The organism is Oleiagrimonas sp. C23AA (assembly GCF_011759385.1).
Classification (GTDB): Bacteria; Pseudomonadota; Gammaproteobacteria; order Xanthomonadales; family Rhodanobacteraceae; genus Oleiagrimonas.
Map to the genome: position 1 here is coordinate 96,251 of NZ_JAARLY010000010.1, position 15,726 is coordinate 111,976.

Sequence of the window (15,726 nt, forward strand, 5' to 3'; positions counted from 1 at the left end):
GACGCTGATAAAAGCGGCATGGTAACTGATGCCGCAATGCAACACGAATGGCCGCCAGGCAAAGCCGGCGACCAACCCAGATCTTTAGTGGCCGGCATCGGCCGCGGCGCTGTCATCGGACGCTGCATCAAGCTGGCGCAGCGCGCTCAACAGCTGCCCCGGGCGCATGTAGCCGCCCAGCACGGTGCCGTCACCGGCCACGATCGTCGGCGTGCCATCGACGCCGATCTTCATGCCCAGCTTGAACTCATCGGCCACCGGATTGGCGCAGTCGGACTTGGGTGCCTTGTGGCCGTCCATCGCCGCGGTGAAGGCGGCATTGCGATCCTTGGCACACCACACGTTCACCGCCTCGCGATAAGCCTGCGTTTCGGCGCCACTGGGCACCTTGTGGATGCCCTGACGCGGCCAGGCCACGTATTGAACGGCGATGCCAAGCTTGTTGATGGCGCCGATTTCCTTGTGCAGCGCACGGCAGTAACCGCAATCGACATCGGTGAACACGGTCACCGTGTACTTGGGGTGCGGCGGCGAGAAGATGATGCGATCGGCCGCCGGCAGGCCGGCCAGCGCCTTCAAGCGCACCGCGCGCATGCTGCGGCCGGTCAGGTCGACCATGGCGTGGGTGTCATAAAGACGCCCGTCCATCACGTATTGGCCATCGGCGCTGACATACACCATGCGCCCGCCAAGCAGGGCCTGGTAGAAACCGGGCATCGGCGCTTTCCGGATCTGGCTGGACGTGTCGCCCGGCGAAATCTTCTCCAGCGTGTGACGCACTGTCTGCACCGCATCGGTGGCTTGCGCGGTGCCGGCCACGAGCAGTGCAGCGGCCAGCACCCACGCCTTCAGCGAGACTTTCATGCAACAACCTCGAACGAGCCGGTTGGGGATATCCGGCGATGTGGGGCGCGCATTGTCGCACGATCGGCGGTGCGTGCCCGTTCAGCTATGTCAACCGCGCGGATGGTGATCGGCATGCAGGCGCTTGAGCCCCTCGCGCGCCACCAACGTGTAGATCTGCGTGGTGCTGAGCGCACTGTGGCCCAGCAGCATCTGCAGGGCGCGAAGATCGGCGCCATGGTTGAGCAGATGCGTAGCGAACGAATGCCGCAGCACATGTGGCGACACACGCTTGGTGTCGATGCCCACGCTCATCGCATAGCGCTTGACCAGCACCCAGAACATCTGCCGGCTCATGCCTTGCGCGCGGTTGGACAGAAACAACGCCAGCGGCTGTCGGCCCCGCGCCAGCACGGGACGTGCCTCGCGCAGATAGCGCACGATCCAGTCCAGCGCGGTTTCGCCGACCGGCACCAGACGCTCCTTGCCGCCCTTGCCGGTGACACGCAACACGCCCTGGCGCAGGTTCAGTGCGGCCAGCGGCAGTTCCACCAGTTCGGACACACGCAGTCCCGAGGCATACATCAGCTCGAGCATCGCCCGATCGCGCAAACCCAGGGGGCTGCTGACATCCGGCGCGCCGAGCAGCGCTTCGATCTGTTTCTCGCCGATGGCCTTGGGCAGGCTGCGCGTCAGTACCGGACGCTGCAGCAGCAAGGTGGGATCATCGACGCCCGGCTCGGTGCGCGCTCGCATGGCGAAAAAGCGCCGGAAGCTGCTCTGGCGCCGCGCCATGGAGCGGGTCGAGACACGCTGCTCGGCAAAATAACGCGATACATCCTCGCGACTGGCGCCGATCAACTGACGCCCGTGCGCGCCCTGCCAAGCCGCCAGACCTTCCAGGTCACGCCGGTAGGCATCGAGCGTGCGCGCGGCCAGGCCATCTTCCGACCACAAGCGCTCGATGAAGGCGTCGATGGCGGCGAGGTCGGCTTTGGAGATAAGTTGGAGGTCGTGAGCCATGCAAGCGATGCTGGCCTCAAGCCGGGGAGCTGCGCAAGCATCATGAATGCCGAAACCACTGCCTTTCACCTGCCCGCACCGCTGTGGCGGCGCCTGGCCGCGCTGGGCTACGACCTTTTCGCCATGGCCGCGGTGGTGATGGTCACCATCATGGTCTGCCTGCTGCTGACCGCCGGCACGCTGGACCCGTCGGCGCTGTGGTACCGGCTGACGCTGCTGGCGGCGCTGGGCGCGTATTTCCTGGCCTCCTGGCTGCGCGGTGGGCAGACACTGGGCATGCGCCCGTGGCGCATCCGTGTGTGCACCGCCAGCGGCGCTGCGCCGCGCTGGCGTCAAGCACTGATCCGCTTCGCCGCCGCCGCCGCGCCCTTGTTGCTGCTGGCACTGACGCCGTGGACCGGAGCCGGGTCGGCAATCGCCTTGGTGCTGCTGGTCTGGGCGCTGGATTTTGCCTGGGCGGCCTTCGATCCGCGCCGGCGCGCCCTGCACGACCTGGCCGCCGGTACCGAGCTGCGTCAGCGGCTGTAGTCAGCTCGGCGGTTCAGGCGGCTAGGCGTGACGCCGGAAGTAGTAGCCGGCCACACCCAGCAACACCAGCGCCGGCAGCAGGTTGGAAAGCAGCGGCGGAATGCCGTATACCGAACCCATGCTGGTCAGCGAACGCTGCAGGAAGTACCAGGCCACCGCCAGCAGAATGCCGATGAAAAGGCGCTTGCCCAAGCCGCCCGAACGCAGCCCACCAAAGGCGAATGGCATCGCGCACAGCACCAGCGCCAATACGTTCAACGGATACAGCGCACGCGCCCAGAAGGCGCTGGCGTACACGCCCGGATTCTGTCCGTTACGCTCCAGATAGCGGATATTGCGCTGCAGATCGACCATCGACAGATATTCCGGATGCACGATCGACTGCTCCAGCACACGCGGATTCAGACTGGAATGCCAGACCTGATCCTTGGCTGTGCTGGCATGCGTGCCCTTGGCATCGAGCGTAGTATTTTGCACATCATGCAAGGTCCAGGTGCCGCCGATGTGATCGGCCGTGCGCGCCCAGGAGAACTGCGTCAGCTGGCCGTCGTCGGTCAGCGTGAACACGCGCACGTCGGCCAGCTGCACCGAGGGGTGACCGTCCTTTTCCACCGCCTGCGCCGCCTTGGCATTGATGATGTCGTGACCATCGCGCGCCCACAGACCGCTGCCGCGGGTCAGGCCCAGATTGTTGGAGCGCAATCGCACCTGCATGGCCTGCGCGGCCTGGTCCCCCAGCGGACCCACGGTCTCGCCCATCAGCACCACCACCGCGGTCAGCGCCGCCACCACCGCCACCACCGAGGCGGCAATACGCAGCTTGGACATGCCGGCCGCACGCAATGCGGTCAGCTCGCCACTGGCGGCCAGCCCTCCCAGACCCAAGAGACCACCGATCAAACCGGCAAAACTGAAGTATTCATACAGGCGCCGCGGCACCGTCATGCCGATGTACACCGCCGCCTCGGCCAGCGTGTAGCCATGCTTGCCGACATCGCCCAGCTGACGCAGAAACTGGGTCAGCGTATCGAAGCCGACCAGCACCACCCACACGATCAGCAATGAACCCAGCACGCTGCCGGCGATCAGGCGGTCGGCACGTTTGATGCGGATCATGCCTTGGCTCCCTTCGGCACGCGGGCGCGGTACTGGTTCCAGAACATCCACAGCGCCAGTGCCGCCACGGCCAGGTGCAGCCCCCAGAGTGGCGCGCTGTTGGGCACCTTGCCCTGGCCGATCAGCGCGCGACCGAACGAAAGCAGGCCCAGATAGATGAAGTAGCTCAGTACCGCAATCAGCAAACGACCGTAACGTGGTTCACGTGGGGTCTGGCGCGACAGCGGCAAGGCCAGCAGGATCAGCACCAACGAAGCCATCGGCGAGGCAATGCGCCAGGCCAGCTCGGCGCGTTGTTCGGACGACCTTGCGCCGAACAGCTTGCCGGTGGACATTTCATGGATGGGATCATTGTCGCCACCGTCATCGCCGGGCTGTACCGAGGACAAGGCCGCATCCTGACGTGCGTACTGCATGCGCCGCCAGTTCAGATGCCCCATGGGAAGCTCGTAGCGCCAACCATCAAATAGCGCCAGGAAGCGGCCGGCGCCGTCACTTTCCTGATACAGCTGACCGCGCTTGGCGGTGATCACGTTGATTTTCGGCGGGTGCGTCTTGTCGCCAGGTTTGTCGCTGGCCACGAACACCTTGCCCAGTTTGGTCCCGGCGGCGTTCATCGAATCGACAAAAATGATGCCCCCCTTGCCCGGCAGCTCGGTGAATTGCCCGGCCTCCAGGCCCGCCGCGATCACCGAGCGATTGGCCTGTTCGACCAGCGCGTTGGCGGTGCGCACCGACCAGGGCCCCCACCATAGCGATATCAGGGCGATCAGCGTCACCATTGGCAGGCCCAGCAGCATCACCGGGCGCAACAGACCACGCGGGCCCATGCCCGATGAGGCCAGCACATGCATCTCGCTGTCGCGATAAAGGCGCCCCAGCGCGGTGAGTACCCCCAGAAACAGCGCCATCGGCAACAGCGCAGTCTGCACGTCGATCATGCGCAGGCCCAGCACCTCGAACATCACGCTGGCCGGAAAGCTGCCGTTGGCCACCTGCTTGAGCACGGCCGCAAAGGTGCCGCCGGTGACGATGACCAGCAACACAATGGCCGTACCCAGTACGGAAAACAGCAATTCACGCAGGAAGTAACGATCGAGAATACGCAGCATTAGCGATACACTTGGGGTTTTCGCGTCGTGCCGGCCACGGCTTTGCAGCCAGGCGCGACAAACCGTGAGTGTAGCCTGTCGGCACCCCCGGCGGGCTAGAAGAACAGGACATCCCCATGACGCTTCAGTTCAGCCTCCAGTCCGACGCCCCCGAAACCACCGATACCCCCTGCGCCATTGTCGGCGTGTACGAAAACGGTACCCTGAGCAGTGCCGCGGCGCGTATCGACAGCGCCAGCGGTGGCGCCATCAAGCGTCGTATCGAGGCCGGTGACGTCAGCGGCAAGGTCGGCAACACGCAGGTACTGTTTGATCTGTCCGGCGTGACCGCCAAGCGTGTGCTGGCGGTTGGCCTGGGTGCCGAGAAGAGCTTCGATGCCGCCCGTTTCAAGCGCGCATGCACCGAAGCGGCGCGTGCGGTGACCAAGCTCACCGTGAAGCAGGCCGCCAGCTGGCTGAGCGAGCTGAACGTGCCCGGTCGCGACAGCGCCTGGCGTGTGCGCACCGCGGCGCTGGCCACCGACCATGTCGCCTACCGCTACGGCGCCACGGTGAAGCCGGCCGCGCTGAGCCTGGAAGCGATCGCTTTTGCCGGTGACAGCACCGCACAGGCGGGCCTGGATCAGGCCGCCGGCATCGCCGAAGGCGTGCGCCATGCCCGCGAGCTGGGCAATCTGCCGCCCAACATCTGCACGCCGAAGTACCTGGGCGAGCAGGCCAAGGCCTTCGCCGAAGCTCACGAGGGCGTCGAGGCCGAAGTGCTGGAACCTGAGCAGATGGCCGAGCTGGGCATGCACTCGCTGCTGGCCGTCGGCCGCGGTTCGGCCAACCCGCCGCGCCTGGTGGTGCTCAAGTGGAACGGCGGCAAGGACGGCGACAAGCCATACGTGCTGGTCGGCAAGGGTGTCACCTTCGATTCGGGTGGCATCAGCCTGAAGCCCGGCCCGGGCATGGAAGAAATGAAGTTCGACATGTGCGGCGCCGCCGGCATGCTTGGCACCTTCACCGCGGCGGTAAAGATGAAGCTGGCCGTCAACCTGGTCTGCGTGGTGCCGTCGGTGGAAAACATGCCCGACGGCGACAGCTACCGCCCCAGCGATGTGGTCACCACCATGTCCGGGCAGACCGTCGAAGTGCTCAACACCGATGCCGAAGGCCGCCTGATCCTGTGCGACGCGCTGACCTACGCGCAGCGCTTTGAGCCCAAGGCCCTGGTCGATGCCGCCACCCTGACCGGCGCCTGCGTCATCGCCCTGGGCAAGCACGCCTCGGCGATCATGAGCAAGCACGACGACCTGGCCGAGGAGCTGCTGGCCGCCGGCGAGGAAACACTGGACCGCGCCTGGCGCATGCCACTGTGGGACGAGTATCAGAGCCAGCTGGAGTCGGGCTTTGCCGATTTTGCCAACATCGGCGGCAAGCCGGCCGGCGCCATCACCGCGGCCTGCTTCCTGTCACGCTTTGCCGAAGGTCAGCGCTGGGCGCACATCGACATTGCCGGTACCGCCTGGGATGACGGCCGCAAGGGCCTGGCCACTGGTCGCCCGGTATCGCTGCTCAGCCAGTGGCTGATCGAGCAGAGCGCCAAGTAAGCCGAAGTAGTGAGTAAAGAGGAGTGGAAAGTGAGAGATGACTCGCGGCTCGACGCCAGTATCTTTCGCTTCCACTCCTTGATGCCCTGCCCCGCACTTTCCGACTGATCATCCGATGCGCGCTGATTTCTATCTGATCGACAAGCCCCGCTTCCGCGAGCAGCCGCTGCTGCTGGTGTGTGAGCTGGCGCGCAAGGCGATGGCCGCACAGCAGCCGACCCTGGTGCTGACACGCGACTTCGAGCAGGCCGACACGCTGGACGACCTGCTGTGGTCATTCGACGAGGATGCGTTCATTCCGCACCAGATTGCCGGTGACGAGGACGATGACATCACGGCGGTACTGATCGTGCCACCGGATACCGAGGTGCAGGACCGGCCCCTGGTGATCAACCTGCGCGAGACGATCGCCAGCGGTCAGTACCAGCGCGTGCTGGAAGTGGTCGCCGCCGATCCGGCCGAACGCGAAGGCTCGCGCCAGCGCTGGCGCCAGTACAAGCAGCGCGGCTTCGAGATCGCCAAGCACGACATGTAGGGCGATGGCTCAAGCTGGAATCTGCAGACAAGGCGACCGGCGAGGCCGCCTTGTCTTGCCCGGCGATGCTACGGCCTACCCCCCACACGAACCCAAGCGGCGCTGGCGCATCGACAACTCAGCACCGGCTGGTGCACAGCACTTGCCGCAACACCGAATCCAGCTGCTCACCACTGACCGGCTTGCGCAAAAATGCATCCATGCCGGCATCCATGGCGCGCGCCTGTTCATCGCCCCCAGAGCGCGCGGTGATGGCAATCACCGGCATGTGCGCCTGGCCCTCCTGGGCGCGGATCATCTGAGTGACGCGAAACCCGTCGATGCCCGGCAGGTCCAGATCCATCAACGCGACATCGAAATGACCGGCCTGCCAGGTACTGAGCGCCGCCAGGCCGTCGCCGGCATGGGTCACGTGATGCCCCTGCGCTTCCAACAAACCGGTGACCACCTCGGCCACGGTGGCATCGTCCTCAACCAGCAGAATCGAAAGATTCGGCATCGGCGTGTCATCCATCCTCGCCGGCGCCACCTCGGGCGCCGCCTCGGGCAGCGGCAGCCAGACATCGAAACGACTACCCTGCCCCGGCACCGATTCAAGTTCGATGCGCCCCTGCATCAGCGCCACCAGCTCACGGCAGATGGCCAGGCCCAGTCCGCTACCGGCCTGGCGTTGCGGCGTGTCACCCTGCTCATATCGCTGGAACAGGCGCTCGCGGCTGCTCTGCGCAATGCCCTGGCCGGTGTCCTCGACCGTGAAGTGAAGCCCTTCGGGCGCACAGCTCAGCCGTACATCGACACGCCCCCGCTCGGTGAATTTCACCGCATTGTTGATCAGGTTCTGCAGGATCTGACGCAGACGCCGGCCGTCGCCAACCACCCGCGCAGGTAGCCCGTCCGCGGCATGCAGCTGCATCGTCAGTCCCTTGCTAACGGCCAGCCCGGACTGCAGATCCACCACTTCGCGCGTCACCGCGACCGGGTCGATCACCTCCGGTTCCAGCTGCAGGCGGCGCGCCTCGATTCGCGCCAGATCCAGCGCATCGTTGACCAGCTTGAGCAGGACACTGCCCGAACGCTGGATGGCCTCGGCAAACCGTCGCTCGCGTTCGCCAATCGGGGCATGCGCCAGCAACTCGGCCATGCCCAGCACGCCGGTCATGGGCGTACGGATTTCGTGCCCCAGTGTAGCCAGGAACCCGGTCTTGGCGGCGCTGGCCTGCTCGGCCAGCTCGCGCCGCTCCTCGGCCAGCTGATGGCGCTGTTCGGCCAGCAGGATACGATGGCGTTGTTCGATACGCCGTTTCCACAGCACCAGAACCAGCCAGATAAGGCCCGCTATGGCCAGCGCATAAGCGACAAAGGCCCACGGTCGCAACCAGGGTGGTGCCGCCACATCGAAACGCACCGGAACTGCCAGCGCCGCCCAGTGACCGTCCGCGCCGGCAGCTTCCACCTGCAGCTCGTAGTGGCCCGCCGACAGCGCGGCGAACTGGCGCACATTGTGGGCACCGGTATCCACCCAGCGGGTGTCGAACCCCTTCAGGCGAAAGCGATAGTGCACCGCGGACGGATTGACGTAGGACAGCGCCTGAACCCGTATGCGCAGGTCACGATCATCCCAGCGCACCGTCCGATGCCCCTGCTTGGCGACCAGGGACACATCCTCGCCGTGGCGTCGCACCTGCACTGACTCAAGTACCAGCGTTGGCGGAAACACCCGGTCGGACATCTGCCCGGGGCGAAATCCAACCACCCCGCCGATGGTGCCCATGTACACCGTGCCGTGGGCTCCGATCACCACGTCCTTGGAGGTGAACTCCGACCCGGGCAGACCGTCATGCACCCCGTAGACACGAAAGTGGCCACTGGCCACATCGTAGCGCCACAGGCCATCCTCGCTGGCCAGCCAGACATGGCCGTACCGGTCTGCCACCAGCGCATGCACACGCGTACCGGACCAGCCATCGCCGGCCACCACATCGCGCTGCAGGGACCAACGCCCGCCTGCTTCACGCCGGTACATCATCAGGTGCTGCGTACTGACCAGCCAGAGCTGGTCACCCCGTACATCGAACGCATCTATCCGGCCACGGCTGACGCCCGGCACGAACTGGAAACGCTTGCCGTCCGCAGTGAGCTGGGACAACCCGGCGCGCGTGGCACGCCAAAGATGGCCATCGATCAGACTCATCTGCAGGGCCGTGGAGCCATCCGGCCCGGCATTTGCCGAGATCAGCGGGGTCCGCTTGCCCGCTGCGGTGACGTAGCTCACGCCCTGAAAATCCGATTGCAGATAGGCGCCCCGATCACCATCGGTAATGATGCCGGTCACCATGTAGGGCGTTTTCACAGTGACCTTGCGCTCGCCCGTGACTGGATCGATCAACGCCGCCCCGGTGTTGTAACCGACCCAGATCAGACCTGACGGCGTGGCTGCCGCGGCCACCACCCGCTCGCCGTTCAAACCCAACCGTGGTCCCAGATGCACCACTTTGCCGGTGTCCGGATCAAGCCGGTCAAGCTGCCCGTTGGCGCCGCCCACCAGCAGGCACCCCTGGTCCTCCGCCAGCGCGATCACATGCGAATGGGTCAGTGACTGAGGGGCATCCGGCACATGGCGAAAATGGGTGAAATCACGCCAGGTGGGAGCCAGGTAGCTCAACCCACCATCACGCGAGGCAAACCACAGGCCACCCTCCCGGTCGGCGATCACCTGCCAGAAGAAATGACCGCCCAGACCTCCCGGTAGCAAGGGGTGACCGGTGAAATGCTCGGCATGATCCGCCGTGTCGACCCGGAAGATGCCATTGCGCGAGGTCACCCACAGGCTGCCATCGTCAGCACGCAGGCTGGACGTCACCAACTGCCCCGGCAACGCCCCGGGGGCCACCCGATGTGCCGTCAGGTCATGATCGACGACGAACAGCCCTCGTGCAGTGGCGACGCGTACCTGACCGTTTTGCACATCAATGCGCCAGACATCATTGCGCCCATGCCCGGGAAAATGCACATGCTCGATGCGACCGTCGGCACGGCGCACGTCCAGACCGACCGCCGACCCGATCCAGAGATTGCCCCGCGCATCGGCCCGCAGCGCCAGTACCCAGTTGGAGGCGATGCTGTGTGCATCGCCATCGCGGTGCACCAGATGCTCGAAGCGATCGGTCCCAGGCACCAGGCGATCCAGGCCCACTTGGTCAATGGCCGCCCAGATCGAGCCATCCGGCGTCTGCGCGATGGAATCCACATCGTTGCCGGCAATGCTGTGCGGGTCATCCGGGTCATGCAGCCAATGCCGGAATCCGCCGGTCTTGGGCTGATACAGATTCAGCCCGGCACTCTCGCCGCCGACCCATAGGTGCCCGTCGCGTCCCACCAGAAGACCGGTGACAAAATTGGCCGGCAGCGATGACGGATCATCCGGGCGGTGACGGAACACGCGAAATTGCTGGCCGTCGAAGCGGGCCAGCCCATCGCGGGTTCCAACCCAGATGTAACCCTGGCGATCCTGGGCCAGGGCGTACGTCTCTGTCGATGGCAGCCCGTCATCGACGCCATAGGTGCGAAACTGAGGCGTCGGCACCGGTCCGCGCGGACGGGCAACCGTGGGCGCGGACCCGGAAACCAGCGCGGCGCCCAGCGACATGGCGGCGAACAACATGGGCAATTCCCCCAAACGCGATGGCCCAAGCGTCGGCACGCGCGTACATAAATTCCAACGCCCGACATGATAGCGCCTCAAGTTGCCCTGCGCCGCCCATGACGTCGATTACCATCATGCACCGCCAGCCCTCATCTCAGGTCAGCACGTGCGGAAACAGCAGCCGGCGCAGCTCGGCTTCCAGCTGAGCCAGTGTCAGCGGCTTGCGCAAGAAACCATCCATGCCCGCCGCTTGCGCACGCGTCTGTTCATCGCCGCCCGAGCGCGCGGTGACGGCGATGATGATCGCCTCCTCGCCACCAGGCTGGCGGCGCAGCATGCCCGCCACCTCGAAGCCATCCACTCCCGGCAGATCCAGATCCAGCAGCACCGCGTCAAAACGATGGGCCTGGCATTCACCCAGCGCGGCCAGCCCATGCCCCACATGGGTGACGCGATGCCCCAACTCGCCCAGCAGGTCCTTCAATACCTCGGCCACGGTGACATCGTCCTCGACCAGCAAAAGCTCGGCCGACGGCATGCACTCGGGTGAGGGTTCGGTCAGGGACGGTCCGCTCTCGACCACTGCCAGTGGCAGCCAGACATCGAAGCGGCTGCCCTGCCCCAGCGTCGAGGCCACTTCGATGCGACCTTCCATCAGTTCAACCAGTTCGCGACAAATCGCCAGCCCCAGACCGCTACCGGAACGTTGCTGTGGTCCCGCCTCCTGTTCATAGCGCTGGAACAGGCGCTCCCGGCTGCCCTCGGCCATGCCCGGCCCGGTGTCGGTCACCGAGAAGCACAGCCCACGCCCTTCCGCCTCAAGACCCAGCCGAACGCAGCCACTTTCGGTGAACTTGAGTGCGTTGTTGGTCAGGTTGATCAATACCTGGCGGATGCGCTCACCGTCACCGAGCACACAGGCAGGCACCGCGCCATCCACATGCACGGCCATCGCCAAGCCTTTGCGAGCGGCCAGTCCCGACTCCAGGTCACCCACCTCGCGCAGCAGTGCCGCAGGGTCGAAAGGTCGCGGCTCCAGCACGAAGCGTCCGGCTTCGATACGCGCCAGATCCAGGGCGTCGTTGACCAGCTTCAGCAGCAGGCTGCCCGAACGCTGGATCGAGGTGGCGTAGCGGCGCTGGCGCTCGGACAGTGGCTCGCGCAGCATCAGCTCGGTCATGCCCAGCACACCGGTCATCGGCGTGCGTATCTCGTGACCCAGCGTGGCCAGAAAATGTGTCTTGGCGGCATTGGCGCGCTCGGCCAGCTGGCGCTGCTGCTCGGCCATCTGCATGCGATGACGCTGCTCCAGACGCCGGCGCCACAGCACCGCTCCCAGCCAGACCAGCGCCGCCAACATCAGCGCATACAGCGCGAAGGCCCAAAGTCGCAGCCAAGGCGGCGCGCTGACATCCAGCGTCAGTGGCTGCGCCAGCGGCGCCCACACGCCATCGGGACCTGCCGCCTGTACCTGCAATCGATAGTGACCGGCCGGCAGGGCCGCAAACTGGCGCTGGCCGCGGGCGCCGGTCGCCACCCAGCCGGCATCCAGACCATCAAGCCGGAACCGGTAGCGATTGCGCGCCGGATCGATATAAGACACCGCGTGCACCGTCACGGTGAGATTGCGATCGTCCCAGCCGACCGCCAGGCGCCCGTCTTTCGGTCGCAGGGCTTGATCGTGCCCATCGCGCTGCACCCGCGCCGATTCCAGCCGCAGCATCGGGCGCCGGCGGGTATCGCGAACACGCGCCGGGTCAAACCCGACGATGCCCTGCGGCGTTCCCAGATACAGCGCGCCACTGGGGGCGCGTGCCTGTGCCCGAGACAGGAACTGCACGCCGGCCAGGCCGTCCTTGCGTCCATATTCTCGGAACGAGCCATTTTTGATGTCGTAGCGCCACAGTCCTTTCTCAGTGGCCAGCCACAGCCGGCCACGGTCGTCGGCAACCATCACCCGCACCGAGGAATCCAGCGTCTGACGACCGGTGGCCACATGGCGCGCCTGACGCCAGTACCCGTCGGCGCCGCGCCGATACTGATAGAGCCCGTCATCATCGGCCAGCCACAGACTGTCGCCGTGCACATCGAAGGCGTCAAACGCCTTGTGCGGAACACCCGGCACATAGGCAAAACGCAAGCCGTCGGCATTTAGCTCGGTCAGTCCGGCTTCGGTGGCGCGCCACAGGCGGCCGTCGAAGAAGCCCATCTGCGAGACCACGCCGTGGGTCTGGCCAACATCCGGCGCCGGAATGTGCCGCAACTTGCGTCCGTTGGCACTGGCCCACCAGACACCGTGGCCATAGGTCGCCACGTACACGTCGCCGGCCGCATCCACGGCGATGTGCTGCTGCAGCGGTGCAGGAATGGCCACCTGATGCTGCGTGCCATGCGCAGGGTCATACAGGGTGACCCGATCACCGGCGCTGACCCAGATTCGCCCCTGGCTGGCTGCTGCGAGGGCGTAGATGGTTTCGTGACCGACATGGCCAAGATGCGTCACCATGCCATTGGACGGATTCAGTCGATCAATGCGCCCGCCACTGCCGCCGACCAGCAGCGTGCCGTCGCGCGCCAACGACAGCGATAATGCCCGCCGCATGCGCAATGAACCGGCATCATCCGGGATATGGCCAAACCGGCTGAAGCGCTGCCAGTCCGGCGACAGATAGGCCACGCCACCGTCGCCGGAGGCAAACCACACGCCCCCTTCGCGATCAGCCGAGACCTTCCAGAAGCTGCGCGAGGGCAGCCCTCCGGGCAACAACGGCTGTGCGCCGAAATGGCGCACCTGACCGGATGCATCCAGCCGATAGACGCCATGTCGGGAACTGGTGACCCACAAGCCACCGTCGTCGCTGCGCAGACTGGAGTTCACGCCGATCGGCGGTAACCGTCCGGGCGCGACGCGTCGCGCCCGCAGCTCAGTGTCGACACGGAAAAGACCGGCCGAGGTCGACAACCGCACATCCGAACCCTCCCCGTTGATACGCCACACCGTCGGTGCCAATCCCTTGGGAAACTGGATAGGCAAAAGCCGCCCATCGGCACGTCGCAGCTCGGCCCCGTGCCAGGTGCCGATCCATAACCGGTCGCCGGCGCCGGCCTTGAGCGCAGTGACCGTGGCATCGCCAAGGCCGGATGCATCGCCCTTGTGATACCCCAGATGCTCGAAATGTCTGGCACCGGGCCGCAGCCGGTCCAGCCCGGAACCGTGCAAGCCGACCCAGAGCGAGCCGTCCGAAGTCTGCGCCAGCGCCCAGACATCATCGCCCGCCAGGCTGCCCGGGTCGGAGCTGTCATGGCGCCAGTGACGGAAGCCATGGCCAGGCACGTATCGGGCAAGCCCCGTGCCGGCACCCCCAACCCAAAGACGGCCACGGCGATCCTGCAGCAGCTCCGATACATCGTTGCCCGCCAGCGAGGACGCGTCTCCCGGGCGGTGTCGGAACACTTCCCAGTGCACGCCGTCAAAACGCACCAGGCCATCATGGGTACCAAACCACATGTACCCCCGCGCATCCTCCAGCGCGCTGTAGACCGTATCCGACGGCAGGCCGCTGTCCAGGTCGTAGTGCCTAAAGCGCGGTGTCACCATAGGCGCTGGCACGGCTCCGGACGCCGCCAGCACGGCGCCCAGCGCTATCGCTGCAAATCCCATGAACTCCCTGCCCCCTTGCATCCTGCCGGCGTGGCGACCACGAGCGGCAATGATAACCTCAAGTGCAGCTTGCCCTTGTCCCGAGACCTATGCACGCCCGTCCCACCGCCCAGCGTTCCACTGTCGCCACTCGCGTGCCCGACCGCCTACCGGGAGGCACGGCGTGACCCGCCGCTGGCGACTACTGCTGAGTGCGGTGGCCATCGCCGCCCTGCTGTGGCTGCTGCTGGCGGCTGCCGAACGCGCGCTGGCGCTGGCGCAGCGCTTTGAGGCCCTACCTGCGTATCTGCAGTGGACACTGGGATTGGCGTTGCTGGCTTTCGCCGTCGCCGCCGCAGCCATTGGCGTATGGCTGCTGAAGCCTCGGCGCCGGCGTGTACCAGTGCCGCCGCCCTCGCGTGAGGCCATCGAATCACGCATCCAGCAGCTTCAGGCCACCGGCGCCAATACCGCGCAACTCAGCGGCGAACTGGGCGAGCTGGATCGGCGCCATCACAGTGGCCGCCTATACGTGGCCGTCTATGGCGAGGTGTCGACCGGCAAATCCTCGCTGATCAACGCGCTGGCCCCGCAGGCCACGCGCCCGACCGATGCCCGCGCCGGCACCACGCGCGCGGTCAGCCATCACGATGGCATACTGCCCGATGGTCGCTCGCTGACGCTGGCCGATGTACCGGGCAGCCAGGAAGTCGACGGCGAGGCCCGCCAGACACTGGCCCGTGACGAGGCGCTACGCTCACACGCGGTGATCTACGTCTGCGCCGGCGATCTCAACCGCCGCCAGGCCGAAGAGCTGCACGCGCTGGCCGAGGTCGGCAAACCGCTGCTGCTGGTGCTCAACAAGACCGATCAGTGGACCCCGGACGAGCTGGCTGCGCTCATTACCCACCTGCGCCAGCAGGCCGGCGACAGCGTCGACGCTGTGCTGGCGACCTGCGCCGGCGGCGAGGAACACTTCCGTCGCGAGCGCGCCGACGGCACCATCGAACATGTACGTCGCGCCCGTACGCCGCAAATCGCTGCGCTGACCCAGGCGTTGCTGGAAATCGCCGATACCGGCGCGGTGGCGCTGGAGCCGGGCCGCGAGCAGGCCGTGCTCAGCCAGCTCCACCAGGCCACCGGCACGCTGGAAGTAAAGGTGCGCAGCGAGCAGGCCGAGGCTATCGTTTCGCGCTACGCCAGGCGCGCCGTGGTCGGGGCACTGGCCGCCATTGCACCGGGCTCGGACCTGGTCATCCAGGGCGCGCTGGCCACCGCCATGGCGCGTGAGCTGGCCACGCTGTATCAGGTGCGGCTGAGCGATCTGGAGATCGAGGCCTTCTTGAAGCAGGCCCGCCTGACCCTGCGCACCAGCACCTCGCTGGTGCTGGCCATTGCCGGCAACGCCCTGAAGGCCTTTCCCGGACTGGGCACGCTGGGTGGCGGCATGGTGCATGCAGTGGCCTATGCGCTGATTTTCGACAGCATGGGCAAGGCGCTGGCCGCCACTCTGGCCGAACGTCAGCAGCTGGACCAGGACACCGCCGCCGCGCACCTGCGCGCCATGCTGGGCGCCGCCGGCCCCGGCCGCCTGAAACGGCTGGCCGCATTGACTCGCGAGGCGCTGGCCGAACCGCGCGACGAGCCACCGCCTCAGCTGGAGGATCGTCGCCAGCCATGAACAGCGCGTTCGT

10 protein-coding genes are annotated in these 15,726 nt (G+C 66.2%); 4 read left to right on the forward strand and 6 right to left on the reverse strand.

What is annotated here, in order from left to right; translation table 11 throughout:
* Positions 1-84: 84 nt before the first annotated feature.
* Both HBF24_RS15490 and xerD read right to left on the reverse strand, forming a co-directional pair.
* Positions 85-864, reverse strand: coding sequence for a DsbC family protein (locus tag HBF24_RS15490; protein WP_167174896.1), 780 nt, complete (start codon positions 862-864; stop codon positions 85-87).
* Positions 865-954: 90 nt separating this feature from the next.
* Entirely contained in the window at positions 955-1,866 is a 912-nt protein-coding gene (xerD, locus tag HBF24_RS15495) for a site-specific tyrosine recombinase XerD (protein ID WP_167174899.1), read from the reverse strand.
* A 42-nt stretch (positions 1,867-1,908) separates the two neighbouring features.
* Here xerD and HBF24_RS15500 point away from each other — a divergent pair, with 42 nt between their 5' ends.
* Positions 1,909-2,394 carry an RDD family protein gene (locus HBF24_RS15500; RefSeq protein WP_167174902.1) on the forward strand — a complete coding sequence of 162 codons (486 nt, stop codon included), beginning with the start codon at positions 1,909-1,911 and terminating at the stop codon, positions 2,392-2,394.
* 21 nt (positions 2,395-2,415) lie between these two features.
* Here HBF24_RS15500 and lptG read toward each other — a convergent pair whose 3' ends face one another.
* Together lptG and lptF are read right to left on the reverse strand one after the other, a co-directional pair.
* Entirely contained in the window at positions 2,416-3,510 is a 1,095-nt protein-coding gene (gene lptG, locus HBF24_RS15505) for an LPS export ABC transporter permease LptG (RefSeq protein WP_167174904.1), read from the reverse strand.
* Complete coding sequence (gene lptF / locus HBF24_RS15510) at positions 3,507-4,622, reverse strand: LPS export ABC transporter permease LptF (protein ID WP_167174907.1); 1,116 nt, start codon at positions 4,620-4,622, stop codon at positions 3,507-3,509. Before lptF ends, lptG begins: the two co-directional genes overlap by 4 nt.
* A 116-nt stretch (positions 4,623-4,738) precedes the next feature.
* On the opposite strand from lptF, the gene HBF24_RS15515 reads away from it, so the two are divergent.
* Positions 4,739-6,214, forward strand: coding sequence for a leucyl aminopeptidase (locus HBF24_RS15515; RefSeq protein WP_167174910.1), 1,476 nt, complete (start codon positions 4,739-4,741; stop codon positions 6,212-6,214).
* 115 nt (positions 6,215-6,329) lie between these two features.
* The gene (locus HBF24_RS15520; protein ID WP_167174913.1) at positions 6,330-6,749 is read left to right on the forward strand and encodes a DNA polymerase III subunit chi; all 420 of its coding nucleotides are present in this window, start codon (positions 6,330-6,332) and stop codon (positions 6,747-6,749) included.
* Between the two features lie 118 nt (positions 6,750-6,867).
* Here the strand turns inward: HBF24_RS15520 and HBF24_RS15525 are convergent, their stop codons facing one another.
* Together HBF24_RS15525 and HBF24_RS15530 are read right to left on the reverse strand one after the other, a co-directional pair.
* A complete protein-coding gene (locus tag HBF24_RS15525) occupies positions 6,868-10,410 on the reverse strand; it encodes a hybrid sensor histidine kinase/response regulator (RefSeq protein ID WP_167174916.1) in 3,543 nt (1,180 codons plus the stop codon).
* Positions 10,411-10,546: 136 nt separating this feature from the next.
* Positions 10,547-14,053: a hybrid sensor histidine kinase/response regulator gene (locus tag HBF24_RS15530; protein ID WP_167174920.1), complete on the reverse strand. Its 3,507-nt coding sequence runs from the start codon at positions 14,051-14,053 to the stop codon at positions 10,547-10,549.
* A 163-nt stretch (positions 14,054-14,216) separates the two neighbouring features.
* On the opposite strand from HBF24_RS15530, the gene HBF24_RS15535 reads away from it, so the two are divergent.
* Positions 14,217-15,713, forward strand: a complete 1,497-nt coding sequence (locus HBF24_RS15535) for a GTPase (RefSeq protein WP_167174923.1) — start codon at positions 14,217-14,219, stop codon at positions 15,711-15,713.
* Positions 15,714-15,726 lie beyond the last annotated feature (13 nt).

Bases quoted from the DNA above. Each gene is read 5' to 3' on its own strand.
- HBF24_RS15515 (WP_167174910.1), top strand. From the start codon at position 4,739: ATGACGCTTCAGTTCAGCCTCCAGTCCGACGCCCCCGAAACCACCGAT.
- lptG (WP_167174904.1), bottom strand. From the start codon at position 3,510: ATGATCCGCATCAAACGTGCCGACCGCCTGATCGCCGGCAGCGTGCTG.
- HBF24_RS15525 (WP_167174916.1), bottom strand. From the start codon at position 10,410: ATGTTGTTCGCCGCCATGTCGCTGGGCGCCGCGCTGGTTTCCGGGTCC.
- HBF24_RS15490 (WP_167174896.1), bottom strand. From the start codon at position 864: ATGAAAGTCTCGCTGAAGGCGTGGGTGCTGGCCGCTGCACTGCTCGTG.
- HBF24_RS15530 (WP_167174920.1), bottom strand. From the start codon at position 14,053: ATGGGATTTGCAGCGATAGCGCTGGGCGCCGTGCTGGCGGCGTCCGGA.
- HBF24_RS15500 (WP_167174902.1), top strand. From the start codon at position 1,909: ATGAATGCCGAAACCACTGCCTTTCACCTGCCCGCACCGCTGTGGCGG.
- HBF24_RS15520 (WP_167174913.1), top strand. From the start codon at position 6,330: ATGCGCGCTGATTTCTATCTGATCGACAAGCCCCGCTTCCGCGAGCAG.
- xerD (WP_167174899.1), bottom strand. From the start codon at position 1,866: ATGGCTCACGACCTCCAACTTATCTCCAAAGCCGACCTCGCCGCCATC.
- lptF (WP_167174907.1), bottom strand. From the start codon at position 4,622: ATGCTGCGTATTCTCGATCGTTACTTCCTGCGTGAATTGCTGTTTTCC.